Raw genomic sequence first — 25421 nt, 5'->3', positions numbered from 1 at the left:
CTAAGACGGGAACGATCGTTAATTTTATCAGGATTGGAAGAGAGACCCGCACGAGGTCAGTAGCGGAACGATCATTCATGAGGTGATACCCCCGCGCCGCGTTGATGCACCAAACCGTTGCCTAACCAACCCGTAACAAGCATGACCAACACCGTCGCGGCTGAGAGGGACAGCCCCCAAGGAACGACCGCCGTCCAGCCGTCCCCGGCATGTATGAGGCTGTTAACCAGTGCGAGTGCGAGAACCAGGACATTGCCCACAGCATGCACCCAGACAGACGATATCGCACGGATGCGCGCACTGCCGATGAGGTCGATGGAGTCCACGACCGCAGCCAGTCCGCCCATCACCAAACCGACCAGCAACAGCCATGACGAGAAATGTTGCCACATCAGAATGCCAGTTTGCCAATATGCAAAATCCGTTAAGAGGGTTAGCGTGAAGCACACGATGGGAAAGCTGATAAGCATCCCGTGTATGGGACGCCCATTGATGGTAGCTGTGGATCTGGGACCCTGCGAACTCATTCGGTGTAGTTCCTCATTTGGCAATTACTGCCTGTTTATTCGGCCGGGGCAGGCTCTACATCTCTGGAAATGCCATCCTCTGCGGTGGGCACTTCGACCGTGGTTCCATCATCTTCCGGCGCCGTAGCAACTTCCTCGCCCATCCAGTAGACAATAATGCCAATGCCGAAGATCACCACCACGGCCATTCCGATCAATGGCCCGATATGGCGACGTTCCTGCTTTTTGAGATTTGCGTCTGGCGGAGTCATAATGTGCCCCTTCCTTGCGTCATTTCAGTTTTTGTCCATCGTCTCTGTTGTCGACGAAGCACAGGCAAACGGTCCGGAAATTTTCCGTGAACTGACCGCCTACAATACCAACCGCTGGTGTGACGTATTGTTCCAATTCGACGCCGACAGCACGTAGCCTTTTCATCGGACAGGTTCTGCACCGGCATCAAGCTCTAGGGAGAAGGCGAGTCGCACTACCCACAAACACGGCAGGCCAAAATGCCGACTAATAGCGCAAAAGCCACCTCGGCGTGGACGAACACGATGCGCCGTTACTACCCAAAGTTATCGAGCCAGATCACCGCTGACGTGGCGGTTGGGTCGGTCATCGCGCACGGCACCTAACGCGAATGCCATCGTTCTGCCGCAGCAGATGGCACGGCTATGTTGCCGAAGGATTGATTTCCTTTTCGGCGAGCATCGTAAGTTTTTTGTCCGCTGCTTGTTCTTCCGTCAGAATGGCCCGCAGATCTTTCTCATCCTCGCCAAGCCCGAGTTGTTTCGCCCAAGCGGCCAAAGTGCCGTAAACGGCCATCTCATAGTGTTCAATCCGCTGTGCTGAGGCGATGATACCTGCATCCCGTTGATCGCGATCTTCGATCATATCCGCCCATTTGTCGGCTTCTGACAACAGCCGCTCCATGGAGTGATCCTTATGTTCTTCCAAGGATGCCTCATGGCGCCGAAGAATTTCGGTCACGTGCTCAAGATGACCTCGCGTTTCAGATTGGTGGGTCTTCAAAGCCTGCTTCAGGTCAGGATCGCCTGCTTTGGCAATCATATCGGGCAGCGCCCTGATCAGCTGGGCCTCGAAAGACCGTGCCTCCTGCAATTCGGAGATATACATTTCGTTAAAACTGATCACTTGCATCTTTCTCGCTCCTCTTTTCCGTTGTCATCTCTCCCAAGCCTAAACGGCCCACGGGCTTTTGCTCACAAAATGCTTTGATGCATGAGAGAGCTCCTCCTGTCTGGGTTCTTGTGCTAATGTCCCGCGCAAGAGGCTTTCTGATGATTAAAGGCGAAAATTAGACACGGTCCGCCCCATGGTTCTAAAGACACGTCAGATTTCTGTGCGTCGTTCGGATTCAAGGCTGACCTCACTAATAGGCCTTACCATTGAGGCCTGAGGCCCCATCGCGCCCTCCCCTTCAGCCACAGTCAACTCAACGGCCGATCCGACCTTGAGGGCCTCAAACCCGTCGTTCAGCACCGCATTGGGCGCAAAATAGATTTCCTGTCCATCACTCATACGCACGAACCCATACTCTTCGAACATTCGCACGACGATACCGTGGGGCGGACCGGTGAGTGTCTTTATATCCCCGCGCATCTTCTGGGAATGTCCCTCTAACCTTCGCTCCATTGCGTCAAAAGCGTCGCGGATCGCTATATTGGGATCGAAGTGGTCCCGTCGGTCACCTGGATCATTGCTGATTACAATTTCATGCTCCGGCACTCGGACTTCGATCCGCAGATGAAATTCTTTGCCGTGATGTTGACTTCGATGCGGCCGTTCTACGACGATGTGACAGCTGTTGATGCGATCAAAATAGCGGTGCAATTTGTCTACCCGCTCACGGATGCGCGCCTCAAGCGGTTCCGATTTTTCGACGTTGTGCCACGCGATTTCCAAGGGAGTGTCCATTTTTGGTCATGCCTTTTTGCTATGGTCCGACGCTGCGCCATTAACCGTCAGCGTCGGCTCCTGTCTTAGGGAACTAACATTTAGGTTTCCCCGCATTTCAATAGCTAAACTTCCCGCAGCAGTTCTCCGTTCCGTTTAGTCTTTGACAACGGCTGACGCCCGCTGTCGCGGGGTGTCAGCGTCGGGTCACCTGAGGAATAACGGCAAGGATAATCAATACGATAATGGTCGAGAGCACGGCCATCGCTTCAAGACCCAGACCGGCCGCGATCCCTATCCCGGCGGTCGCCCAGATACTGGCAGCAGTAGTTAATCCTTGGATCTTTCGTTCGGCGGTGCGAACAATGATTGCGCCCGCCCCGAGAAAACCGATGCCCTGAACAATTCCCTGCAGAACCCGTGATAGATCGGCGATTTCCATTCCGCTCTGCAACGGTCCGATCACAAAGAGCGCCGCCCCTACTGCCACAAGCATATGTGTTCGCACGCTCGCATTGCGCTCCTTGAGTTCTCGCTCATAGCCCAACATGCCACCCAACAAGGCAGCTAAAGTTAAGCGCAGTGTGATACGGGTTATAGTGGCAATATCTGGTACGTCAGAGAGTTCCTGTGTGACCGCCGACCAGATGTCCTGCCCCACCGTATTACTCCTCTTTAAGTCGACTACCGTCAAAGGATGATCAGCGCGTTCTCTGACCCAAAATATCTCATATAAGCTTTGCTAAAATATCTTGTCTGGATACGTGAACGAATTTGTACAAATGCGGGATTGGGAGAACTGCAGCTCACGTAAAGGCATCGCTAGTTGGCACCAGAATAGTGCCAACTATTTTACCCATTTATTTGAATACCCATCAAAAAAAGCTGCAAGACTAGCTGTCAGTCGTCCAAGACGAAAGTTACGGATAGGTTTACCTTAAATTTCGTAATCTTTCCATCTTCGACCATCACATTCTGATCTTTTATCCAAGCGCTTTTAATTCCGCGCAGCGTCTTTGAGGCGCGCTCAATACCTTGCTTGGCGGCGTCGTCAAAACTGTTCGGTGACGTTGCAGATATCTCTGTTACTCGTGCAATAGTCATACTTTCCTCCTTTAACGTGCTACTACAGTCCAACAGCCCGATTGCCGACATGTTCCAAGTTTAAACGGTGGCCTCTCAATAGCAGCATGATTTTGCCGACTTGACGTTTTGTGGCTTTGACATAGGATAAGCGACTAAAGCTTGCGACCATGGACGGAACGCGCAACCTTCGTCGATCGTTCGACATCCGTCACAGGAGCGCAGATGTTGAAATTGAAAAGAGCCTAAAGCATCCCGCCAGAAACCTGAATCGGGGGATTCCCTTGCGTATCGTTTGATGATTCATATGTGGACGCCGCCTTTGGCAAGGGCTGATTTTGTCGAGGTGCGGGTAATCGGTTGCTTTCATATGTCCGGCCTGTTTATGCGGCTTCGAAAGCGCCGCTGGCCCTGATGGAAATCCGCTGAAGAGGTCCCTAATCAATCTAGCGCGCTTGTGGGGCGCGGTGAATCAGACGGGTTTGGCTCTCCGTTGGCTCGATCGTTACGCATCATTGACTGCCTTTGCCAATTCGGATCGGGTCGCGCGTTTATGCGGCGAGCCCATAAGGTCTATAGGTTTCTCCTCGTGTGAGTATCGCCCATGCGACGCGCGCGAGTTTGTTGGCAAGAGCCACCGAGACAAGCCGGAATGGCTTTTTCTCCAGCAAATTATTGACCCAGTCGGTCATTGGGGTCGGATTGCGCTTCGCGTGTCGCATGACGGCGGTCGCGCCGACCACGAGCAATCGTCGGAGATATCGATCGCCTTGTTTCGAGATGCCACCCAAGCGGGTTTTCCCTCCTGTTGATTGTTGTTGTGGTGTCAATCCGAGCCATGCCGCAAACTGTCTTCCCGAGCGGAATTGCTCTGGGTCTGTAACTGTGGCGGCTATTGCAGTAGCAGTGATCACGCCAATACCTGGGATGGCCGCAAGCCTGCGGCTTGCTTCGTTGCTGACGTGCCAAGCCTTCAGTTCTTCGTCGAGCATCCCGATCTCGTCAGTCAATTCAGCCATGCGCCGGATCAGGATTTCAAGCGCCCGATGCGCAAAAGGTGGTAGTGTTTCATCTGCAAACGCTTTGTCGGCCAGCTTCACGAGATTGGCGATACCGGGGTTTGCGACCAACCCGAACTCGGCCAAATGTGCTCGCAGCGCATTCGCTGCCATGGTCCTCTGGCGCACAATCAGCGCCCGGGTTCTGTGCGCCATCAGAATGCTTTGTTGTTCGATCGTCTTCATGGGAACGAACCGCATCGTGGGCCGCTCTACTGCCTCACAGATTGCCTCAGCATCAATTGCGTCGCTTTTTCCCCTTTTAACGTACCCTTTTACGTATGATGGCGGCATGATCCGAACCTCATGTCCCATAGCTGTCAAGGTGCGCGCCCAATGATGCGCCGTCGCGCAAGCCTCCACACCGATCAGACAGGGCGGCAATTTAGAGAAGAAGGGAATCATCTGCTTTCGATGCAGCTTCTTGATCAGAACTGCATTGCCAGCTTCGTCGACGCCGTGAGCCTGAAAGACGCTTTTCGCCAGATCAAGGCCGATTGTTTTGATATGCATTTCGAACGCTCCTGTTTTGCTGCACTCTCTCTTAGCACCATACCTGGCGCTGCGCTGGCAGCGGCGTCCACATCATCACTCTGTTCGGGAGGATGGATCATGTCAGCACCTTTGCCGGATGCGCTTCGCGCGCGATTTCAGCGATACATTGAAGAAGGTTTGAGCGGTAGAGCAGCGGCGTTGCGCTTGAAGTTATCACCAGCCACGGGTGCTCGTTGGGCGCTTGCTATCCGAAGGAAAGGTCGCGCGGACGCCGCGCCACAGGGGCGACCGAGAGGTAAAGGTAAGCTGGATCCCCATCGCGCTTTGTTTGCCGCGATTATAGCTCAAGATGGCGACGTCACGATGCCCGAATTGAGTGCTGTCTTGTTTGATGCAACGGGAGTGCAAGCGCATCCCAATGCTATCGGAAAGTTCCTGCGCAAGCTGGGCTATACATATAAAAAAGTCATTGGTCGCCACCGAGCGCCGCCGCGCGAAGGTAAGGCGACGACGCGAAGATTGGTTCGCGCACCGAATTCCAGCCGTGATAGAACAACCCGAGCGCGTTGTCTTTCTTGATGAAACGTCAGTGAAGACAAATTTAACCAGGCAGCGGGGATGGGCTCCTTCTGGAGACCGACTTATTATGGACGCCCCGTTTGGCTCATGGGGCACGCAGACCTTCATCGCCGAACTGCGCGCCGATGGGTTGATCGCGCCCTGGGTGATCAAAGGTGCTATGGATGGCCCGGCTTTCGCTGCATACGTTGAAAAGGTACTGGTGCCAGAGCTTTCCCCTGGAAGCGTTGTCATTCTGGACAATCTTGCCACTCATAAGAACGCTGAAGCGGCAAACGTGATGCGGAAGGCAGGATGCTGGTTCCTGTTCTTGCCGCCCTATAGTCCCGACCTCAACCCCATCGAAATGGCGTTCTCTAAGCTCAAAGCGCATCTGCGCCGCATTGGCGCCCGCACCTTCACCGACCTATTCGACGCAATCGCCGAGATCTGCGACCTATACTCACCAGACGAATGCTGGAACTACTTTAAGGCTGCCGGCTATGTCGCAAGTTAAAGGCGGGATGCTTTAGTTGCGACTTCCGCCTGCGAGCATCCGCGAGACTAAGTCACCGTTCGCCGCCGTCCATCTGAAAACTTGTCAAAAATGGCTGACTGAGAGTCACATCAACCATCTAACGAGTCACACCAACCATCTAACCTCTCCATAGCCGAGGTTAGCGCACTGTCCGTCTCAGCGCACCTTGTAACGCCCTAGCGGTCAAGCCTTCATTCGTCTTGAACCCCATACGTGACATTGCTTGAAGTTCCTGCTCGTGCGGCGGAAGCCACAACGACGCAACCAACAACTGCGCTTTGCCTCGCCATGTCGAAGAGAGTTCCTTGAGCTCAGCCAAGGCAGGCAGCAAAACGCGCTCGATATCATCGAAGTCACTGCCGAGCGGGAAAGTTGGAAGCGCCGCACGATGCCCCTCAATCCATGCGCGGACCCGTTGAGGATAGTTCTCGCGGTGGGCTTCCGGGATTTCATGATTATCGGGAAGTTTCCCAACTGTTTTGGCCTGCTCCATCAGTTTGCTCTGGAAACGACTATCGGTGATGTTCAGTAAAGCAGCGATCACCTGCGCGTCGGATAGTCCGCGCAGGTCGGCGGCACCATATTCGGTCACAACCACATCGCGCATGTGACGCGGCACCGTCACGGTGTCTAGGGTCCATCGAATATTGCTACACGGCGTGCCCCCAGACATCCGCCACGCAGGAAGTGTAATTACGGAACGCCCACCCTCCAGTGCAAAGGCTTGTTCAACGAAATTGAACTGCCCGCCGACGCCGCTGACCACCTGCCCGTCATCCAACGTGTCAGACATGACGTCGCCCAAAAGGCTCACTTGCATGGCCCCATTGACGAACCTAGCGTTCACGCGCGCAGCACGTTTCGCCTCCTCATCGCCATAGAGGGAATTGGTGAAACTCACGGGCCGCATCGCGATTTTCGCGCGTTGATCTTCGGGCAAGCATCGCAAGCGTTTGTAAAAATCGCGCGTTTCGACAAAAAAACCTGCATCAATCACGGCGCCATCGACTTCGCGCCTTAAAATCCCAGCCTCGAAAAGTGCTAGTAGCCCGCCAACCAGCATTTCAGTGACAGCGTAAAGGCCCTCACGAAACGGCGCCTCGTGTCGATCCCCTTGCGGGAATGGGCAACCACGTTGGATGGTGTGCATTTTTCCTTCATCGCGGAGTATCAAAGCATGCGCCACAGCGTCGCCGATGCCCCCGATGCCGATCTGCAGCGTCCCCCCGTCTCTGATGAGGCCGCTCACGTGCAGCCCGATCGCATGCGCGGCGTCCTCGACCGGGCGGCGTACTGCCGAAAAAAGATTGTAGTCGGGAGCGCCATGCAGGACGTGATCCGCCTCATTTGCGTTCATTACGGCACCATCGCCCTGCATGAAAGGCATCTCGGGATGCACCTCGAATGCCACTTGGAAATCGACCTTACCCGCGGCGCGAAATGCAAACAGATCGGCGGAAATATCGGTGTTGGACGACAGCGAAAACTGACCACCTTTCTCTGCGACCAGTTGGAGCAGAACATTGGGCTGTCGATCCAACAGAACGTCGCGGGCATGGGTGTAATTCGCTGCGATATAGGCTTGCTGCATTGCGTCCGCCCCCAGCCATCGACCAGCAAACAGGAAAAATTCATTTACCGTGACGTTGCTCGGCAAGGTCCCTTCGCGCAGCATCCTCACATAGAGGGGGCCGGGATAGGCACCGAAAAGTCGGTCGAGCGCTGGCTCAAGAAATCGCTGTTCCATGTCCGATGACAATGGAGGTCGCTCCAGGGTGAGCGCCGTAAAAATAGACAGCTTCCGCTCTGGTACGTTGCGGGCGCCACGTACCAGAGCGTCTACCAGCGTCAGTGGTTTGCCCAAACCTAATGGAAGAGCTAACCTAATCTCGCCGCCTGTAGACTCGTACAGTTGCTGCGCAATGGTATCGGCTTCGTCTTCCCGCTCCATAAATACAGATATCCTGTAGATTGCGTTAGAGGTGCAACCAAGCATCTTGGCGCACCAAAGAATCTTAACCATGGGTGCGAGGTCTCGGTCTCAAATCCTCCCAGCAAGCCCGGGTGGCCTCGCACCCCAAACTTCACCCTCACCTATGTTTCGCCCTTTTTAAACAATCCTCTGCGCAGTGAGGCGACCTCAGTGGAACTTAGATACTTTGACCTCAGAACTCCTATGTACGAAAACCTTTATCTTTGCGAAGAGTTCCTGGCGAGGATCAAGCTGTTGTTTCGTCTTACTTCTTTTTTCCGAGTTCTGCTGCCCCCGGCGAACGAAAGCAATCCGCAAGGAACATTCTCATTCGCGGGCTGTTGTTTTGATATGTGGGGGTGCGAAAGAGGGCGTCGATCATGGCGAGTGCAACGAGAAACCAGACCGCGAAGAAGCTTGTTTGCATCGTAGGCTCCGACGCTTTTCATCAGGAAATGATTGGTCGAATACCTGAGGCAAAAGACTGGCAGTTGGAACAGGTTCTGCACCGTACCGATGTTCAACCTAACGGTACCTTCGATTTTGACACCTTGCTGAATGAAGCCCGGGCAATCATCAGCGGTTTCGATCGCCCGCCGGACGCTATAATTGGCCATCTTGATTTCCCCGTCTCCGCATTGGTGAGTCTTCTGTGCCGTGACCATGGATTGATTGCCGCATCGCCCGAAGCAGTGGCACGCTGCGAGCATAAATACTGGATGCGTCAATATCAGCAGGATGCTCTGCCAGATCACACGCCTCGCGTGGTTGCCATCAATCCTTTCGATCCAGATATCATGCGAAAGCCGCCGCTCCCGTTTCCATTCTGGCTAAAGCCGGTGAAGGGTCATTCATCCATGCTTGGGTATCGCGTACGTGAAACTTCGGAACTAACCCAAGCACTCAGCGCTTGCCGCAGGGCCATTCATAGGTACGGTGAACCGTTCAACGCCTTTCTCAAGCACCTTGATCCGGCAGAACTTCCCACAGACAAAATTGATGGTAATTACGCTGTTGCTGAAGAATTGATCTCGGAAGATCAGCTTTTCACCCTCGAGGGCTATAGGCACAAAGGCGAAACAACGATCTACGGGGCCATCGAAAGCAGGCGGTCCGGGCGCCACATGTCTAGTTTATCAAGCTATTACTACCCCGCCGAGTTGCCCGGGGAAGTGGTTGAAGCAGCGCAACAACAAGTGACCAAGGTGCTCACGCAGGTGGGATTCGACAACGGTCCTTTCAATGTGGAGTTTTTCCATGATCCCGAAACCGGTGCATTAAACCTGCTGGAAATCAACACCCGGCTTTCAAAATCCCATGCTCCGCTTTTTGAAATCGTCGATGGCTGCTCCCATCACAAACAAATCATTGAGTTGGCGCTCGGGCAGACGCCCGACAGGCCTAAGCGTCAGGGCACTAGCCCTATGGCCGCCAAGTTTATGGTCCGCAGCCACGAAGCAAATGGTGTTGTTCACCGCATCCCATGCCAAGAAGAGATCGACAAGCTCCGCGCATTGATGCCCGACCTGAAAGTACAATTGTTAGTCGGTGAGGGCCAGAATCTCTCTGAACTAGTCGATCAGGACAGCTATTCGTTCGAGTTAATGGATGTCTTTCTGGGGGCGAGAGCGCCGATTTCATTGAGGATGCATATAAACGCTGCCGGGACTCGCTGGTGTTCCTGATTAAGCCAATGGACGACGCGGACTAAGCCGCGAACAGGAGGCATTGATGAAGACGATAAGCACATTTCCGAACGAGGTTATCGAGGAAGAAAATGTGTTCATTCCCGTAACCGATGGGATCCGACTAGCCGCCCGAATTTGGCGCCCCAAGGGTTCGGAGAACGCCCCAGTACCGGCGATCCTAGAATACATCCCCTACCGTAAAAGGTTTGGCACGGCTGTTCGCGATGAACACACCCATCCATATCTAGCTGGACACGGCTATGCCTGTATCAGGCTAGACATCCGCGGCAGCGGTGAAAGTGAAGGTGTGCTGACGGATGAGTATTTGCAAAGCGAGTTGGACGACGGTGTGGCCGCACTGCATTGGATCGCCGATCAGCCTTGGTGCGATGGTAATATTGGTATGATGGGAATCTCTTGGGGCGGCTTTAACGGCTTGCAGATTGCCGCGATGCAGCCTGAACCACTAAAAGCCATCGTTACGATGTCTTCAACTGATGATCGTTATTCGGATGATATCCACCACATGGGCGGCTGTTTGCTGGGCGACAATCTATCATGGGCATCGGTAATGTTCTCCTACAACACCATGCCGCCGGATCCCGCGCTGGTCGGCAGTCGCTGGCGCGACATGTGGCTGGAACGCTTAGACAGCTCCGGTCTATGGCTGAAGAATTGGCTGCAACACCAACGGCGCGATGCCTATTGGCGACATGGCTCTGTGCGTGAGGACTATTCTGCCATCAAGGTACCGGTCTTTGCGGTTAGTGGCTGGGCGGATGGTTATACCAATTCTGTTTTCCGGCTCATGGAAAACCTTGACGTTCCCCGCAAGGGGATGGTTGGCCCGTGGGGCCATATCTATCCACATTTCGGCCGTCCGGGCCCAGCCATTGATTTTCTATCCGAGTTGTTGCGTTGGTGGGACCGCTGGCTCAAAGGCAAAGACACCGGCGTGGAGGACGACCCGATGATCACTGCGTGGATGCTGGATAGCGCTCCGCCTAATCCGGAATACGATCATCGCCCGGGCCAGTGGGTCGGAGAAAACATTTGGCCCGCGCCCAATATCACATTCGAACGATTTACGATCGCTGAAGGTCGAAATCTGCGTCCCGAAAAGAAAATACCATCGCAGAAGGAAGAAGAAGTTAATTTGGATGTGCAGTCGCCGGTGACTTTGGGTCTACATTCCGGCAAGTGGTGCTCGTATGCCAATGGTCCCGATCTGGCAAGCGATCAGCGCGCAGACGACGGTGGTGCGTTGGTTTTCCAATCCGATCCATTAACAGAAGATAGGTATATTCTGGGGGCGCCAGAGGTCGAATTGGAGCTGGCCAGTGATTGTCCCGTAGCCATGGTCGCGGTGAGGCTGTCCGACATGCGGCCTGATCATCAAGTAACCCGCATCACATATGGAATGTTGAACCTAACCCACCGTGACAGCCGTGAACATCCTGAAAAGTTGAAACCGGGATGCTTTTATCGAGTCCGAGTGCCAATGTGCTACATTGCGCAGAAGATACCTAAAGGTCACCGCGTACGACTGTCGATCTCGACCGTTTACTGGCCCTTGGCATGGACTCCACCCGCCTCTGTGCGTCTGACGATCCGTACAGAGAAAAGCATGCTGACACTGCCCTGTCGTACTCCCAAAGGCAGCGATGAAGCGCTGGAATTCGGAGCGCCGGTCCAATCACCGGGTCCTTCGGTAACCTCATTGGCACCACCCAGTCACGAATGGGTAACCCATCAGGATCTAGGACGACAATGGACGGAGTTACGCGTCACCGACGACCGAGGGAAGATGCGGCTGGACCGAATTGACCTAACGGTCGGGGCGCGGGCGGTAGAAACCTATGGTGCAAGACCGGGAGATTTCACGTCTGCTACTGGCGAAACGGAATGGTATCGGACCCTGCAACGCGACGGATGGTTGATCGAAACACGCACCCGCACTTGCCTGACGTCAGACCAAGAAAATTTCTATCTCACGGCCGAGTTAGACGCTTGGGAAAACGGGGCGCGGGTGCGATGTCAAAGCTGGAACGAAACGATCCCGCGGGACATGGTTTGACGGTCGTATGAAGAAACGTTCCTTGGCGCCAACCGTTCTCGACCGCAAATTCGTCTCCGAGCCGTTCAATTGTGCTTTGCAGCGCGCGCGCGTCGCATCTAACCCGGACCGACTTACGCTATGTTGACCTTTTTCGGAACTTAATATTCCCGCACGGGTTAGATTGAAAGGCGTTTGGCTGCGACATGCGCAACTCCTGCGCCACCGCTGCGATGCCCATCGCGCCTCATACTTACCAGCCCGGGAGCCTACCATGAGTGAAATCACACGTCGCAATCTCTTGGCTATGATCGGCACTGCCGCGGGCAGTACCGCCATGTATCATGCCATGGCATCAATGGGTTTCGCCGCCCCGTCGGACTATAGCGGTCCGATCAAGCTGGACGGCGATCCGCAGGGCGCAAAGGTGCTGATCCTTGGCGCCGGGCTTGCCGGTCTGACCGCTGCTTATGAAATGCGAGCGGCTGGCTATGAAGTCGAAGTGTTGGAGTTCCGCGAAAAGGCGGGCGGCCGATGCTGGACCCTGCGTTCGGGCGACAGCTACACAGAACTTGGCGGCGCGATCCAAAACGTTGATTTTGCCGAAGGCAACTACATCAACCCCGGCCCGTGGCGGCTTCCGCACAACCACCATGCCGTTCTGGATTATTGCAAGCGGCTCAAGGTGCCGCTGGAGCCATTTATCCAGCTGAACTACAACTCTTACCTTCACAAGTCGGACGCCTATGGCGGCAAGCCACAGCGTTTGAAGGACATCAAGACCGATTACCGGGGCCATATCTCGGAACTGCTGGCCAAGGCCGTGAACCAAGGCAAACTGGATGAGCTGGTCACCGCAGAGGACCGCGAAGTCTTGCTGGAAAGCCTGCGTTCCTTCGGTGTGCTGAATGAGCAGAACGAGTACGTCAAGAGTCTGGAGACCAGCGAATACCGTGGCTATGCCAAACAGCCCGGTGGCGGTGTCGGCGCGGCACCAGAGGCCTCTGACCTGCTTAACCCGCAGGAAGTCTTGCAGTCACGCCTGTGGGAATATCTCGCCACACATGAGACCGTCGACCACCAAGCCCCCATGTTCCAGCCCGTCGGTGGGATGGACGGCATCGCCAAAGGGTTTGAGCGTGAGGTCGGGGATCTCATTACCTATAACGCCAAGGTCGTCTCGCTTCAGCAGGACGAGAATGGCGTGACGGTGACTTGGGAAGACAGCGCCGGCGGTGGCCAGAAAACCAGCAAGGCGGACTACTGCGTTTGCACCATCCCCTTTTCCATCCTCGGTCAGATCGACCATAATCTTTCGGGCGGTTTGGCGAATGCGATCAGTTCGATGTACTACAATGGATCGACCAAATGGGGCCTCGAATTTAAGCGGCGCTTCTGGGAGGAAGACGAGGATATCTATGGCGGGATCAGCTATACCGATCTGGCCATCGGGCAGATCAGCTATCCCTCCACCGGCTATTTCTCAGACGGGCCGGGTGTGCTTTTGGGCGGTTACACATGGCGCGGCGAAAATTCTTACAAGTTCAACGCGATGGAACCTGATGAGCGGCTGGAATGGGCGCTGCGGGAAGGGGCTAAGATTCACCCGCAGTACCGCGATGAATTCAAAACCGGTGTGAGTGTTGCGTGGCACAAGGTGCCATGGGTGCTGGGCTGTTCTGGCATCTGGGAAAACCGCGACGATTACGACGAAGCGATCAAGATCGACAATCGCGTGGTGTGCGCCGGCGAGCATCTTTCCTATCTGCCAGCCTGGCAGGAAGGGGCGATCCTCTCCTCTCTCGATGCGATTTCGCGTCTCCATGACAAAGTAATCAACGGGTGAAGCCATGCGACAGACTTTTATCACAGCCGCGATCGTAGGTATGCTCGGCACGTTGCCGCTCTATGCCCAAGACGATGAAGTAGACACGCGCGCCGCGCAAGAAACTGAAACGGGCGAGACCTCTACCGAGGTCGAAGCACGGCCCCAAGAGCGCGAGATCACCGCCATGGCAGATGGAGGTGAATGGGTTGAGGAATATGTCAGCGAGGATGGCGAGGAATTGTATCAGTCGCTCTGCTCTGGCTGTCATATGGCCGATGGGTCAGGCGCAATCGGAGCCGGGAAATACCCTGAACTCAGCGGGAACCCGAACCTCGAATTCGCCGGTTACGCGACCTACATCATCATTAACGGTCAGGCTGCCATGCCCAGCTTCGGCCATTTCCTTGATGACAAGCAGGTGCTCGCCATTACCGATTATCTGCAAACCAACCTTGGCAATGACTATGAGGCAGATGGCACGCTTGATGCCGTGGCCGATGCCCGTCCCGCCGAACCAGTAGATCAGAATATGGAGGAACACGAATGATCCGCAAATTTATCGCCCCCTCGCCGCGACCACCGCACTTACGGCCACCGCAGCATTCGCGCAAAGTTCGGAGGTTGTCCGCCATGGATTGCCGGATTCCGACTTCCCGATCCTGCAAGCGGTAGAGGTGCCAGCGGATGCCACTTTGGTTTATCTCAGCGGCACCGTCCCTGAGGTCGCCGATGAAACGGCAGAGAAGGGCTCGCCCGAGTATTTCGGGGATACGGCAACCCAAACTGCCAGCGTTCTGGCGTCGATTGAGAAGAAGCTTGCCGGGATTGACCTCGATATGGGCGATGTAATCAAAATGCAGGCCTATCTCGTCGCTCCCAAAGGCAGCGATGGGATGGACTTTGAGGGCTTTATGAAGGGCTATACCCAATATTTCGGCACCGAGGAGCAACCCGAACTGCCGACCCGATCCGTTTTTGAAGTTCCCGGACTCGCTAACCCATCATGGCTGGTTGAAATCGAAGTTGTTGCCGTGCGGTCCGGTTCGTGACGATGCAACCGGGGGGCGGATAGATGCGAACGCAAAATCTTAAACGAGTTTCTAAAGTCTACACCCCCCTAAAGAAATGACCGAATATTTGGGAAGTTTTCAGCGTACGAGGGTTTGTCACTAGAGGGCCCGTTCTTGTTGGCCAAAAGGAGAAAAACATGAAAGTTCTTATCGGAGCTGCAATCTATTTCAGCTTGTCAGCAGCAGCCGTTGCCGCTGCGGAGGTTACTGCAACGGTACATGATCGCGACGGCAAGAGGCTTGGTGCCGTGATGATACAAGATTTACCCTCTGGTGTGGCCTTAGCGACGCTCACCTTAAACAGCTTGCCCGAAGGCGTGCATGGCATTCACCTACATGAAACTGGCGATTGTTCCTCAGAGGATTTTAAATCCGCTGGCGGGCATGTTGCAGGTGATCGCAAACATGGTGTGTTGGTTGACGGCGGCCCCCACCCTGGTGACATGCCAAACTTGACCGTAAAATCCAATGGAGTTGGTGAAATAGAAGTTTTTCTGCCATTTTTATCTGTGCAGAAAGACCTGTTAGATTCAGATGGCTCTGCCTTCGTTATGCACCAAGGCATGGATGATTACGAAAGTCAGCCGGCCGGTGATGCAGGAGACCGGATCGCTTGCGGAGAACTCACTGAACGCACCCAGTAAGCTGGCTAACACGGTCAGACGAGTTGGTTCAGACGCCACCCCACATGAGCACTAAGCACTAAGCACTAAGCACCCGTTTGCGGCACCTGTCTGTGCCCGCAACTTGATCGTGGTTTGAACAGAACATTCTTCTGAATGGTCAGCTGAACAGAATTCCATTCGCACGTTCATCAAAAGGAACTGCTAAATATGTCAAACTTCACCCTCTATTACTGGCCTGTGCCGTTTCGCGGTGAATTCGTCCGTGCGCTTCTCGCCCATGCTGGCGCAACAGTTGACGAGCCTGATAGCGACGCGGTCAGTGCGATGATGGATATGGACCCGCGCGATCAGCCCGTCCCGCACATGGCACCGCCATTGTTGGTAGACAATGCATCTGGCAAAGCGATCGCCGAAATGCCTGCGATCTGCCTCTGGTTAGCCGAGCAATTCAACTTGACTCCAAGCGAGCCGCATCAGAAAGCGCTCGCGCTGAAGGTTATAAACGATGCCAATGACGTCTTGGACGAGATGACGCTCAATGGCGGCAAGACGATGTGGACGACAGAGTCTTGGACACACTTTCTTCCTCGCTTACGTCGCTGGATGAGGATCTGGGAGGCAGCGGTCGTGCAGGATCTTCTTTCTGCAAACCAGAACGAACTCGGTTATATCGCGACCGCAACTCTCTGGGGAACGATGACCGAGCGGTTCCCCCGCTTCGCGCACTTCTTAGCGCGGAGGCACCGAATGTTGCCACACTTGTGGAACAGGCCCGGTCCCAGGGCGCGCTTTCTGCGCAGGCCGAGGAAAGCCGGGAGCGCTTCGGCAACGTCTGGTGCGGCGGAGAAATTGAAAAATCATTAAGGGAAGTCGTTCAAGGCTAATCAGCGCACACAAGCCCATACCTTGAAGAATACGCCCGCCGCAGCGTAGAAGAAGATCGGCTCATCCTGATCTCAGCAAGCTGTATCTGATGCGCGGTTTCCACAAAAAGACGGTTTTTGCAATTTCGTTCATCGCTGGGGTGTGGATAGAATAAACTCTTCTGCCGTTGGTGGCGTGACACAAGAATGTCGCCGGAGATGTCACCAATTGGCACACCGCGATGCCGTCGGAAGGCGAGTATCCACCCCATCAGTTCTCGGTGACAAAAAGGCTCTTGCCGCTGAAAGTTCCTCGATGGGCAGAGGACCACATCATGATCTGTCAACTCCAACTCGGCCACGGCCGAAGATGCGGCATTTTGTTCCGCCGCACTCTACCCGCAAACGACGATTACCGTTGCGCCAAGAGCGACAATGGCCACCACCGCCCATAATCCCATTTGAAGCCTTGTCATCTGTCCAAGATGCCTCGCAGTTTTGATAATGTCCGACGGAATGGTGTAATTTTGCTCTTCCGCTTCGGCTCGACCGCATTTCCAGGGCGGCGGTTGTCGCCGGTTCCATGGGGATAGTGTCGCAAATAGTGGCGACGGTTTCTAGTGTCATGTAGCGCCGTATGATTGCCGGCTCATTATTCTGCTCTAACATCAGAGCGCCCACCAACCGCGTGAACGCGGCCTTGTTTGGAAAAACACCTGTTCTGGTTTCGTGCTGCCCCCTAGTGCTCGTTTAAGCCGCCTTCCGTTCGGAAACGACAGGGCTTTTCTATTCCAATGTTGGATTACGGCGGCGCGGATTGTAGAACCCGTTAATGTATTCGAAGATCAATCAAACCAAAATACCATACTCACAATCTTAGCAATCGTACGAAGGCTGATCAAAATCGCCAACGGCACCATCAAAACGGCCACCTTGGCTGCTTCAACCCGCCAAAAACCGGGTTCTGCCACAAAGCTTAGCCAGAAGTAATCTCATGGACGCGCTATCTGGCTATGGTGGAACATTTTTCGCGCAGGAATAGTTCTATGTAAGACAATAACTTGCGAACCGAAGTGCATCAACAGTATCGCCACAATCCTCGGCCGACAGTACGGGCAACGCTCTGGCAGATGCGTTCACTTTCGATAAGGTGGGTGAGATGAACAGGCAGCGAACGCATGACCTAATTAACCCGACTGCGGCAGAATCGCAGCCGGTTCTCTCACCCGGCCGTAACTGCTCTGCCATATCAATCGCACACCGTGCGGCGGTACTGATAGATGGTGCGTCTTATTTCGCAGCTTTGGACGCCACCCTGAGAAGCGCTGAACGATCCATTACAATTATCGGCTGGGATTTTGACGCGAGTATTCGTCTTCGTCCTCAGGACGGACCTAATGCGTCTGTGTTGGGGGATCTGCTGCGCGATCTGGTCGAAAAGCGTGAGGACCTCCATGTTCGGGTCCTAATCTGGAGTCTGGCGACTGTTCATACGCCAAGTGCAGCTATGCCGCTCCTTGTCGGATCCGGTTGGGCAGACCATGAGCGTATCCACCTGCATCTTGACACTCATCATCCCCTTTATGCATCTCATCATCAGAAGATTGTTATCGTTGATGACGCAGTGGTTTTTGTCGGTGGAATGGATCTAACGGTTGCACGCTGGGACAAGCCTGAACACTCGTCAGACGAGCCGCTGCGAAAGGATACTGACGGGACACCCTATGAACCGGTCCATGATGTCCAAATGGTTCTGGACGGCCCAGTAGTAAGTGATCTTTGTACTATCGCGCATTCCCGATGGTACGATGCAACAGGGGAAGCGTTGTCAGTCCAGGCTACTAAAGACCGTTGGCCTCGCGCGGTGAAACCTGACTTCGAAAATATCAGTGTTGCGGTTTCCCAGACAAAACCCAAATTAGGCGCTCAGCGTGGTATAGAAGAGGCGGCGCAGCTAACGGACGATTTGTTGGAGGCGGCACGCGAGACGATCTATATTGAGGCGCAGTATTTCACTGGACGGCGCATGGGCAGGATGCTCAAGCGGTTGCTTGCGCAGCCGGAGGGTCCAGAAATCGTGGTCATTTGCACGCTTATCGCCAACGGCATCCTAGAACGCTTCATTATGGGGGCGAACAGGGAGCGGCTGCTGCGTCGACTGAAGGCTGTCGACCGGCACAATCGCCTTCACGTCTATTGCCCCGTAACGGACAACGACGAAAAGCACCGACTGCTCATTCATTCCAAGGTAATGATCATAGACGACCGTTTTCTCCGCATTGGCTCGGCGAACCTCAACAACCGTTCGGTGGGGTTGGACACCGAATGTGATGTGACCGTAATCGCGCAGACGCAGCAAGCTCGCGATACGATCCATCGTATGCGAGACACGCTGTTAGGGGAACATCTGGGTGTTGCACGCGAGGAGCTGCAGCAATCGGCGGCGCGCAAAAGAAATCTGCGTAAGATAATTGACGGGCTGCTGTGCGATGGCAAAAGCCTGCGGCCTGTCAACGTAGGCCCGGGGAAGACACGATCGTTTCCCGGCACATTTCTACTTGATCCCGAACGGCCCCTTCCATTTCTCAACGCGCTTCACAGGCTATGGTCCCGAGTGGCCCGCCGTGACCCAGTACGCGAAAAAAACAACTCGGAAACCCCTAAGACCACCAGCCCAGCACAAAGAGGGATGAGAAAATAGACGAAGCGGAACACGAGAATTGCGCCAATCAGGGCCTGGCCCGGCAACAAGTAGGTCAGCACAGCCTCAATCACGCCAAGCCCGCCTGGCACATGGCTGACGATTGTGGCGACATTTGCGCTGACGTAGGCGGCGACAACAGGAAAGTAACTTATTTCGGCAACGGAAAGAACAGTCTGATGCAGCGCGGCAGCAACGAAGACGAAATTCAGTGGTCCGATTACACACTGCGCCACGGCCAGCCAGAGCTTTGGCATCGCGAGTTTGTGCCCACGAATGTGGATTTCGCCCGTCGCGAAAGCGGCCATCCCGAGATACAGAACTGGACAAGCGAGCGTAACCAGAGCCATCAACATGACAACACCTGGGCTAAGTCCCAAGGCGTTTATCGCAATTTCGGGCGCTACGAGCAGCGCTATGCCCCCGAGGGCGGCAAGCCCGAGTCCAACTGTCGCCCCACAGAAAACGATCAGTTGCGCGACATCAGCGCGACCAAGCCCCCAGCGGGTGTAATAGCGATAGCGGATCGCCCCGCTGGACAACGCTGCCAAGCCCAACGAATGGCCGATCGACAAACTTGCAAAAGACGCGATGGCAACTTTGCGGTAGTCCAATGGACAACCGACATATTGCAACGCCAGCCAGTCAAAACTGGTCAAAGCAAGATAGCTCAGCACCGAAAAGCCCAAGGCAGCAAACAACCGCGCCCAAGAAACCGCCGTCACTGCATCGACGAGGTCAGGCCAATCGTACCGGGACAATGTCTGATAGAGCAGGTAAAGTGCCAGCGCCGCCAAGACGACGGCGATAATATAGCCAAGCCAACGGCGTCTTTTGTACGCTGGTTTACGGTCCTGTTTTTGGGGGCGGTCGTCGGCTGCCAAATGAGGATTTCCTTTTCGCGCTATGGCAACTTAACGCCCCACGCGCAGCTTTCGATCCACAAAGAGCATCTTGGTTTGGTCCGGTCCGCGCGTTCGGCTGGCCGAAACGCCGGGAGTGAACAGGCGTATGGATAATGCCCTCTCACCAACCATCCGCGTCATGACATGGAACATTCATGGTGGCATAGGCCCGGACCGTCGCCGTGATCTGCGGCGCGTGGTGGATTTGGTCCAAAGCCATCAGCCGCACATTATTGCGCTGCAGGAAATTGATTCGCGTCGCCGGACATCGTCCGCACCCGATGCGTTTGATTTTCTAAACAAGGAACTTGGCGGCAACAGCCATGCAACCCGTCTGATCCGCGCCCCGGACGGCGACTATGGCCATGCGGTAATAAGTTGCTGGCCGATGGCAGCGGCGCGCTACCATGACATATCCTACAAGCGGCGCGAGCCGCGCGTGGCGATCGAAACAGTGGTGGATACACCCTATGGCTCTCTGCACGTTGTGGCAGCACATCTTGGTTTGAGTTTCCGTGAAAGACGCCAACAAGCCGAAAAGCTTGTGCAGATCGTCCGGAAGAGTAATGAGTGTTCGGTGCTCATGGGCGATCTGAACGATTGGATTGCCGGAGGTGCGGTGCGGCGGATATTGGACAGACAATTCCCTGGACACAGCCACATGAAGACGTTCCCTGCGTATCGGCCCATTTTCCCGCTGGACCGCATATATTGCCGCCCGAAGTCGATACTGCACCGCTGTCAGACAGATCATGCGGCTCGGCTCGCTTCCGACCATCTTCCAGTTATCGCTGATCTGATCTTGGGAAACTGCCCGTAGCGCAACAAAATTATGGCCAAGGCGCCTGACACCATTGGCAGCGACCGTGTCACTTCCGTCATCCATCTGGTGACCTCTTTTGACTGCAGCGTGGAGGCGCGGCACACTTGTGGAATGCTCACATTGTTGGAATAGTCTGGTCAGCCCTACCGAACAACTTAGCAATGCTGCTTCACGAATTCTCTGGTCAGTGAACAACTTTGCCGAGAAGGAACGTTTCGCGCCATTACCGGGTTTGACCCATGCGCGACACGCTTTCGACCGGCTGGTTTTCGTCAAATTACTTAATCGCGCTCTCAACCCGAAATGCCGGGAGGATACTCCAATGCATGAAAGCAAGCTCTTCACGATCTTCGGCGGCACCGGCTTTCTTGGCAGCCGTGTGGTCCGGCATCTGTTGACGGCCGGTCACCGGGTTCGGGTCGCGGCACGTCACCCGGGCAGCCAGCCGGCGCTCTTGCAAAGCGACCGGGCCGAGGCGGTACGCGCCGACCTGTTCGAGCCCGAGACGCTTCTGGCCGCGCTGAACGGTGCCGATGGTGCGGTCAATGCCACCAGCCTCTACGTCGAAAAGGGCAGTCTAACCTATCACGCTGTGCATGTAGAGGCCGCAGCACGGCTCGCATCGCTGGCAAACCGGGCCGGAGTACTCAGGTTCGTCCAATTGTCCGGGATCGGCTCGAACCCCGATGCCAAAAACAGCTATATTCGTGCCCGCGGTCATGGTGAGACCACTGTGCGGTCGGCGTTGCCGGAGGCAACGATCATTCGTCCTGCGGTCATGTTCGGTGACGGCGATGCCCTGCTTGGAACGATACGGGCTGTGGCGCGGTCGCCGGTCTATCCCCTGTTCGGGGCGGGCGACGTGCGGCTCCAACCAGCCTGGGCAGAGGATGTCGCCCGGGCAATCGGAAAACTGCTTGAGGCCGACACCGGTGCGCCGTGCTACGAGTTGGCAGGTGCAGACACGTTAACCTACCGCGAACTGGTGGAAACGGTGGCCCGTGCGTCGGGACTACGAACCCTACCCGTTCCGGTCCCGTTCGTTATCTGGAAATGCCTCGCCAACATCGCCGAGCGGCTGTCTGGTGCGCCGTTGACCCGCGCGCAGGTCGCGCTGATGCAGACCGACAATGTGGCGTCGGGAGCGTTGCCGGGATTCGCCGATCTCGGCATCACACCGAAAGGCGTCACCGATTATCTCCATGAGTGGCAAGAAAGCAGTATCGCGACCTCGGAACGGTAGCGGATGATCAAACCGAGGGATGCGTTCTGCCGTAGGCGACAGCATGGAGGTACGAAAGCGCACCCAGTATGGCCGAACAGCTTTCTGCTATTATTATCTTGGATGGTGGTGCTCGCCCGTGCAGTTTTACCGAGTTTCGTGTGTCATTAGTTTCCCAGAACTGCAACGTGAGCATCACCACGACTATTCCTGTCGAAGCTGATTTAAAATGTACGCTTTGCAAAGTTGTTCTCTACAAATCTAATGATAAGTGGTAGCGTTAAGCACTGGTGCTATTCATTAAGGGCGGCGCCGGTTAAGAGACGTCGCACGCAGTGCTCTTGCCCCAAACGCGAGAGTACTCAATGCCCAAAGCTTTTTCCTGTCCAATTGGCCAGTCCAATCTTATTTCCACTCTGTCCGCGTCGGATCGCGCGTTGGTCGAGCCGCACCTGAGGCCAGTGAAAATGCATATCGGCATGACGTTGGAGGCACCCGAAACGCCTATCGAATTGGTTTATTTTCCGAAATCTGGCGTGGGATCGACGGTAGCCTTCAGCAAAAACGGTCGGCGCATCGAAACGGGGTTGTTCGGCTATGAAGGTATGTCGGGAACCGCAGCGATACTGCAAACTGGATATACCTCCAATGAGACATTCATGCAGGTCGCCGGGGAAGGCCTGGTGATCGAACCCGACAGGCTTCAGGATCTGATGGAGCAAAGCCCATCATTTCATCGCCATCTGTTGCGATACGTGCAGGCGATGATGACGCAGACTTCGCAAACCGCACTGTCGAACGGGCAGGCCAAACTGGAAGAGCGGCTCGCACGGTGGCTGCTGATGTGTCATGATCGGATCAGTGGCAACGAGATGGACCTGACCCACGAATTTCTGTCGATCATGTTGGGCGTGCGCCGCGCGGGTGTGACCGTGGGCACTCATATGCTTGAGGGTAAGGGACTAATTCGGGCCAATCGCGGGCAGATCATAATTCTTGATCGTGAAGGCTTGGAAGCCGAAGCGCAGGAATCTTACGGCAAGCCGGAAGCAGAATATGCGCGTCTAATCGGTTCTGGCCTGACCAATTCCGAAAGGTCATGAGCTGGGATTTAGATGCCCGTGCTCGCTTCCTTTCGTTTTTGCGGAATGGGCCGGATTCTCGGCTAATGAGTTCAGGAGCCCCGCAACAAAATCGGCAACTAATCTGGGAGCCTGCGGCTTTGCTAAGCGTGGAACGTCCTGAAATTCCAGGTCGATTTCAGATTTCTCAAAACTGGTGAAGAAAACGAAGGGAATTCCAAGAGCTTTGAGCCGTTTTGCAACCGGATAGCTGGCGCCATCCAGCAGTTCGACATTCAACAAGGCAAAATCTAGAGAATTTTCGTCAATCACTTTCAAAGCGCTGACACAAGAACTGGTCATCGCCGATACCGTTAGCCCCGAATTCTCTAATTCAACGGCCAAGTCAGTAGTAACCAGATCATCCTTTTCCGCTAGTAGAACCCTTATTTTTCTCATAATATCACTTCCATACGGGTTGTAGTACCCTTCATTTCACCACCTAATGGCAGGTTTATTTCAACTCCGACGCCGTCATCAATTATGATACGGACCTGTCCCGCCACATCGGCGCACAGCGTCAGGCAGAGATTCTTACAAAAGGAAGCAATAAACTCAGCTAGATTGTCCTCGTAGCCTGACGCGCTAAACTGTCGGCGCCTGTGTGCTATGGCGTTCAGCCGACTCGCCGTCTTCGTCGAAATGCTGCGCGCCGCTGCTAATTTGGCTATTTGATAACTTTCCTGCCGCTTATATCTACTGATATTCTTTATTAAATTCCACCATGACATATCCGTACTTCGATTCAAAATAGAACGATTTTCGCAAAAGATGTAGACACCCTAACGCCAATTTTAGCGTGCTAAATTTCATTCTGCCGCGCACGTGCGAAGTCGTACGTTTCATTCAGCAGAAAACCGCCGATCTGTCAGACAGCACACAATCACTGGGCATTAGTAGGCACATTTTCGATTCACCCGGCTTCGATAAAAAACCTTCGAGGCGAAGAGTGACGGAACTTGATACAGCCTTATCTCGTTTGCCTACTGTAACAATGCGGGTGAGCCTGTGGCGTCGGTGCATTGCCCTCCACTGGCAAGAGCTTCTCAGTCGAGTTCTCAGCCTGCGATAACGGCAATGCAGCAAAGGAGTAATGACATGACATGGAAGAATTCAACGATTTTGACGGTTACAGCATTAGTTCTAGCAGAGCCGCTCTTGGCTCAGCAGAGCGCTCTTGAGGACGCGCCGGTCGTTGCGCTTGGCGACTGGCGTTACGATGACCTCTATACAAACGGTGTAAGTGCCCGAGACCTAATCGACAGGGAAGTGTACGGACAAACCGGTGACGAAATCGGCGACGTAGAAGATATCCTCATCGGTTCGGATGGGCAGGTTCATTCTATCGTTGCGGAGGTCGGTGGCTTCTGGGACATCGGTGATACCCATGTCAGCATTCCCCTCAACAGAGTGGACATGTCGAATGGTCAGATCGTCGTTCCGATTACGGAAGATACCGTTGGCGACTACGGCTTCTGGAACGACGAACCCGTTCAGAACGGTGCAGTCGACTCCGACATTGTCGAAGGCGTAGATGATGAGCCTCTCCCGCGCGCGTGGCGAGCCTCTGAATTGATTGGGGACTATGCTCGGCTTCAGAATGATCAGGGCTATGACGATTACGGATATGTCAGCGACCTGATTCTGCGCGACAATCAGGTCGCTGCCGTGGTTGTTCAACCTCGGACCGAATATGGACCAGGATACCGGGCTTATCCTTACTATGGTTATGATTCCGGCTGGGATGCTGGCAGCCCCAACTACGACATGCCCTATACCGAAGATGATGTCCGCGACACCGAACGTCTCGACTATAATCGCTTCGACAACTCAGTTCAGCGATAATCCATCAGCCCGCTCGTTTCTAACGAGCGGGCTATTTCAGACAAAGACCGAAAGGTAGGCTTCCATGCATAGACACATCATCGCCGCTGCAGTGCTTATCGCAGGCCCTGCCGCCGCTCAGGATGCGGCATCGATTAAAGTCGTCGAAAGCGATAAATACGGTGAATTTCTCGCGACTGAAGCCGGGAGACCAGTCTATCTTTTCACTGCCGACACCCGCGCCGCGGATGGCAAAGCGGCAGAAATTTCCTGCACAACCCCAGAATGCCTGAATGCGTGGCCGTTAGTGGGGGCAGCGGACATGCCCCAGGCCGGGGACGGTGTCGGGGAAGGAATGCTTGGAACAGTGGACTACGAGGGGCAGAAAGTTGTGACTTATCACGGGTGGCCCCTCTATTACTTTACCCGCGATGAAGATGCAGATGCGCCGCAGGGGCAGGATGTCGAATCCTTCGGCGGTGAATGGTATCTAATTACGCCTGACGGAGAAAAAGTTCACGCCGGATGACGGGCATCTTCCAGTTGAACTGATCAAGCCGCGCG

At 54.7% G+C, this 25421-nt stretch carries 25 protein-coding genes and 1 pseudogene; 16 read left to right on the top strand and 10 right to left on the bottom strand.

Features of this window, described 5'->3' with window-relative positions; translation table 11 throughout:
• Positions 1–71: 71 nt before the first annotated feature.
• Positions 72–527: a DUF2231 domain-containing protein gene (locus ACFQAU_RS18735; RefSeq protein ID WP_132446433.1), complete on the bottom strand. Its 456-nt coding sequence runs from the start codon at positions 525–527 to the stop codon at positions 72–74.
• Between the two features lie 35 nt (positions 528–562).
• On the bottom strand, positions 563–778 hold the full coding sequence (locus ACFQAU_RS18730) for a hypothetical protein (protein ID WP_132446435.1): 216 nt from the start codon (positions 776–778) through the stop codon (positions 563–565).
• A 1-nt stretch (position 779) separates the two neighbouring features.
• Between ACFQAU_RS18730 and ACFQAU_RS18725 the strand changes: the two genes are divergently transcribed.
• Positions 780–935: a hypothetical protein gene (locus ACFQAU_RS18725; RefSeq protein ID WP_165935611.1), complete on the top strand. Its 156-nt coding sequence runs from the start codon at positions 780–782 to the stop codon at positions 933–935.
• Positions 936–1181: 246 nt separating this feature from the next.
• Here the strand turns inward: ACFQAU_RS18725 and ACFQAU_RS18720 are convergent, their stop codons facing one another.
• The 5 genes from ACFQAU_RS18720 to ACFQAU_RS18700 all read right to left on the bottom strand — a co-directional run bounded on the left by ACFQAU_RS18720 (position 1182) and on the right by ACFQAU_RS18700 (position 5080).
• Positions 1182–1646 (bottom strand): YciE/YciF ferroxidase family protein, encoded by a 465-nt coding sequence (locus ACFQAU_RS18720; RefSeq protein WP_386284755.1) that lies wholly within the window; start codon positions 1644–1646, stop codon positions 1182–1184.
• Positions 1647–1862: 216 nt separating this feature from the next.
• Entirely contained in the window at positions 1863–2435 is a 573-nt protein-coding gene (locus ACFQAU_RS18715; RefSeq protein WP_386284352.1) for an HPF/RaiA family ribosome-associated protein, read from the bottom strand.
• Positions 2436–2622: 187 nt separating this feature from the next.
• Complete coding sequence (locus ACFQAU_RS18710) at positions 2623–3087, bottom strand: MgtC/SapB family protein (protein WP_132446441.1); 465 nt, start codon at positions 3085–3087, stop codon at positions 2623–2625.
• 239 nt (positions 3088–3326) lie between these two features.
• Entirely contained in the window at positions 3327–3530 is a 204-nt protein-coding gene (locus tag ACFQAU_RS18705) for a dodecin family protein (protein ID WP_132446443.1), read from the bottom strand.
• 530 nt (positions 3531–4060) lie between these two features.
• Positions 4061–5080 (bottom strand): IS110 family RNA-guided transposase, encoded by a 1020-nt coding sequence (locus ACFQAU_RS18700; RefSeq protein ID WP_132446445.1) that lies wholly within the window; start codon positions 5078–5080, stop codon positions 4061–4063.
• A 99-nt stretch (positions 5081–5179) separates the two neighbouring features.
• On the opposite strand from ACFQAU_RS18700, the gene ACFQAU_RS18695 reads away from it, so the two are divergent.
• Positions 5180–6137 (top strand): IS630 family transposase gene (locus ACFQAU_RS18695; RefSeq protein ID WP_132446447.1). Its coding sequence is split into 2 segments (ribosomal slippage): positions 5180–5521 and positions 5523–6137, totalling 957 coding nucleotides; the frame shifts between segments, so codons are not numbered across the junction.
• A 160-nt stretch (positions 6138–6297) separates the two neighbouring features.
• Here ACFQAU_RS18695 and ACFQAU_RS18690 read toward each other — a convergent pair.
• Positions 6298–8109, bottom strand: coding sequence for an acetyl-CoA hydrolase/transferase C-terminal domain-containing protein (locus ACFQAU_RS18690; protein WP_132446449.1), 1812 nt, complete (start codon positions 8107–8109; stop codon positions 6298–6300).
• 401 nt (positions 8110–8510) lie between these two features.
• Here ACFQAU_RS18690 and ACFQAU_RS18685 point away from each other — a divergent pair, with 401 nt between their 5' ends.
• The 8 genes and pseudogenes from ACFQAU_RS18685 (at position 8511) to ACFQAU_RS18650 (ending at position 18962) form a co-directional block, all read left to right on the top strand.
• Positions 8511–9815, top strand: a complete 1305-nt coding sequence (locus tag ACFQAU_RS18685) for an ATP-grasp domain-containing protein (protein ID WP_386284343.1) — start codon at positions 8511–8513, stop codon at positions 9813–9815.
• Between the two features lie 46 nt (positions 9816–9861).
• Positions 9862–11895 carry a CocE/NonD family hydrolase gene (locus ACFQAU_RS18680; RefSeq protein WP_132446453.1) on the top strand — a complete coding sequence of 678 codons (2034 nt, stop codon included), beginning with the start codon at positions 9862–9864 and terminating at the stop codon, positions 11893–11895.
• 253 nt (positions 11896–12148) lie between these two features.
• Positions 12149–13720: a flavin monoamine oxidase family protein gene (locus ACFQAU_RS18675; protein WP_165935612.1), complete on the top strand. Its 1572-nt coding sequence runs from the start codon at positions 12149–12151 to the stop codon at positions 13718–13720.
• 4 nt (positions 13721–13724) lie between these two features.
• Positions 13725–14249 carry a c-type cytochrome gene (locus tag ACFQAU_RS18670; RefSeq protein ID WP_132446455.1) on the top strand — a complete coding sequence of 175 codons (525 nt, stop codon included), beginning with the start codon at positions 13725–13727 and terminating at the stop codon, positions 14247–14249.
• 88 nt (positions 14250–14337) lie between these two features.
• A complete protein-coding gene (locus ACFQAU_RS18665; protein ID WP_386284337.1) occupies positions 14338–14751 on the top strand; it encodes a RidA family protein in 414 nt (137 codons plus the stop codon).
• A gap of 158 nt (positions 14752–14909) precedes the next feature.
• Entirely contained in the window at positions 14910–15416 is a 507-nt protein-coding gene (locus ACFQAU_RS18660) for a superoxide dismutase family protein (protein WP_132446459.1), read from the top strand.
• Positions 15417–15605: 189 nt separating this feature from the next.
• Positions 15606–16282, top strand: a pseudogene (locus ACFQAU_RS18655) (glutathione S-transferase).
• Positions 16283–17669: 1387 nt separating this feature from the next.
• The gene (locus ACFQAU_RS18650) at positions 17670–18962 is read left to right on the top strand and encodes a phospholipase D-like domain-containing protein (RefSeq protein ID WP_386284333.1); all 1293 of its coding nucleotides are present in this window, start codon (positions 17670–17672) and stop codon (positions 18960–18962) included.
• Here the strand turns inward: ACFQAU_RS18650 and ACFQAU_RS18645 are convergent.
• Complete coding sequence (locus ACFQAU_RS18645) at positions 18857–19846, bottom strand: lysylphosphatidylglycerol synthase domain-containing protein (RefSeq protein WP_132446465.1); 990 nt, start codon at positions 19844–19846, stop codon at positions 18857–18859. The two genes, ACFQAU_RS18650 and ACFQAU_RS18645, sit on opposite strands and share 106 nt — an antisense overlap.
• Before the next feature lie 127 nt (positions 19847–19973).
• Between ACFQAU_RS18645 and ACFQAU_RS18640 the strand changes: the two genes are divergently transcribed.
• The 4 genes from ACFQAU_RS18640 to ACFQAU_RS18625 all read left to right on the top strand — a co-directional run bounded on the left by ACFQAU_RS18640 (position 19974) and on the right by ACFQAU_RS18625 (position 23015).
• Positions 19974–20687, top strand: a complete 714-nt coding sequence (locus tag ACFQAU_RS18640; RefSeq protein WP_132446467.1) for an endonuclease/exonuclease/phosphatase family protein — start codon at positions 19974–19976, stop codon at positions 20685–20687.
• A gap of 190 nt (positions 20688–20877) precedes the next feature.
• Complete coding sequence (locus ACFQAU_RS18635) at positions 20878–21933, top strand: complex I NDUFA9 subunit family protein (protein ID WP_206054341.1); 1056 nt, start codon at positions 20878–20880, stop codon at positions 21931–21933.
• 68 nt (positions 21934–22001) lie between these two features.
• Positions 22002–22190, top strand: a complete 189-nt coding sequence (locus tag ACFQAU_RS18630) for a hypothetical protein (RefSeq protein ID WP_132446469.1) — start codon at positions 22002–22004, stop codon at positions 22188–22190.
• An 87-nt stretch (positions 22191–22277) separates the two neighbouring features.
• A complete protein-coding gene (locus ACFQAU_RS18625; protein WP_240791672.1) occupies positions 22278–23015 on the top strand; it encodes a Crp/Fnr family transcriptional regulator in 738 nt (245 codons plus the stop codon).
• Here ACFQAU_RS18625 and ACFQAU_RS18620 read toward each other — a convergent pair.
• On the bottom strand, positions 23010–23432 hold the full coding sequence (locus ACFQAU_RS18620; RefSeq protein WP_132446471.1) for a response regulator: 423 nt from the start codon (positions 23430–23432) through the stop codon (positions 23010–23012). The genes ACFQAU_RS18625 and ACFQAU_RS18620 overlap by 6 nt on opposite strands.
• A 699-nt stretch (positions 23433–24131) precedes the next feature.
• On the opposite strand from ACFQAU_RS18620, the gene ACFQAU_RS18615 reads away from it, so the two are divergent.
• Together ACFQAU_RS18615 and ACFQAU_RS18610 are read left to right on the top strand one after the other, a co-directional pair.
• Positions 24132–24878: a PRC-barrel domain-containing protein gene (locus tag ACFQAU_RS18615; RefSeq protein WP_240791673.1), complete on the top strand. Its 747-nt coding sequence runs from the start codon at positions 24132–24134 to the stop codon at positions 24876–24878.
• Positions 24879–24942: 64 nt separating this feature from the next.
• Positions 24943–25386: a COG4315 family predicted lipoprotein gene (locus ACFQAU_RS18610; RefSeq protein WP_132446475.1), complete on the top strand. Its 444-nt coding sequence runs from the start codon at positions 24943–24945 to the stop codon at positions 25384–25386.
• Positions 25387–25421 lie beyond the last annotated feature (35 nt).

Source organism: Sulfitobacter profundi, assembly GCF_042661425.1.
Classification (GTDB): Bacteria; Pseudomonadota; Alphaproteobacteria; order Rhodobacterales; family Rhodobacteraceae; genus Sulfitobacter; species Sulfitobacter profundi.
The sequence above is the reverse complement of the archived record's forward strand: the minus strand, read 5'-3'. Positions and strand labels throughout refer to the sequence as shown.

Excerpts from the sequence above, each read along its gene's own strand:
- ACFQAU_RS18625 (WP_240791672.1), top strand. The coding sequence starts at position 22,278 with ATGCCCAAAGCTTTTTCCTGTCCAATTGGCCAGTCCAATCTTATTTCC.
- ACFQAU_RS18730 (WP_132446435.1), bottom strand. The coding sequence starts at position 778 with ATGACTCCGCCAGACGCAAATCTCAAAAAGCAGGAACGTCGCCATATC.
- ACFQAU_RS18630 (WP_132446469.1), top strand. The coding sequence starts at position 22,002 with ATGGCCGAACAGCTTTCTGCTATTATTATCTTGGATGGTGGTGCTCGC.
- ACFQAU_RS18700 (WP_132446445.1), bottom strand. The coding sequence starts at position 5,080 with ATGCATATCAAAACAATCGGCCTTGATCTGGCGAAAAGCGTCTTTCAG.
- ACFQAU_RS18680 (WP_132446453.1), top strand. The coding sequence starts at position 9,862 with ATGAAGACGATAAGCACATTTCCGAACGAGGTTATCGAGGAAGAAAAT.
- ACFQAU_RS18610 (WP_132446475.1), top strand. The coding sequence starts at position 24,943 with ATGCATAGACACATCATCGCCGCTGCAGTGCTTATCGCAGGCCCTGCC.
- ACFQAU_RS18675 (WP_165935612.1), top strand. The coding sequence starts at position 12,149 with ATGAGTGAAATCACACGTCGCAATCTCTTGGCTATGATCGGCACTGCC.
- ACFQAU_RS18735 (WP_132446433.1), bottom strand. The coding sequence starts at position 527 with ATGAGTTCGCAGGGTCCCAGATCCACAGCTACCATCAATGGGCGTCCC.
- ACFQAU_RS18720 (WP_386284755.1), bottom strand. The coding sequence starts at position 1,646 with ATGTATATCTCCGAATTGCAGGAGGCACGGTCTTTCGAGGCCCAGCTG.
- ACFQAU_RS18690 (WP_132446449.1), bottom strand. The coding sequence starts at position 8,109 with ATGGAGCGGGAAGACGAAGCCGATACCATTGCGCAGCAACTGTACGAG.
- ACFQAU_RS18725 (WP_165935611.1), top strand. The coding sequence starts at position 780 with ATGTGCCCCTTCCTTGCGTCATTTCAGTTTTTGTCCATCGTCTCTGTT.
- ACFQAU_RS18615 (WP_240791673.1), top strand. The coding sequence starts at position 24,132 with ATGACATGGAAGAATTCAACGATTTTGACGGTTACAGCATTAGTTCTA.
- ACFQAU_RS18685 (WP_386284343.1), top strand. The coding sequence starts at position 8,511 with ATGGCGAGTGCAACGAGAAACCAGACCGCGAAGAAGCTTGTTTGCATC.
- ACFQAU_RS18705 (WP_132446443.1), bottom strand. The coding sequence starts at position 3,530 with ATGACTATTGCACGAGTAACAGAGATATCTGCAACGTCACCGAACAGT.
- ACFQAU_RS18670 (WP_132446455.1), top strand. The coding sequence starts at position 13,725 with ATGCGACAGACTTTTATCACAGCCGCGATCGTAGGTATGCTCGGCACG.
- ACFQAU_RS18640 (WP_132446467.1), top strand. The coding sequence starts at position 19,974 with ATGGATAATGCCCTCTCACCAACCATCCGCGTCATGACATGGAACATT.
- ACFQAU_RS18620 (WP_132446471.1), bottom strand. The coding sequence starts at position 23,432 with ATGAGAAAAATAAGGGTTCTACTAGCGGAAAAGGATGATCTGGTTACT.
- ACFQAU_RS18660 (WP_132446459.1), top strand. The coding sequence starts at position 14,910 with ATGAAAGTTCTTATCGGAGCTGCAATCTATTTCAGCTTGTCAGCAGCA.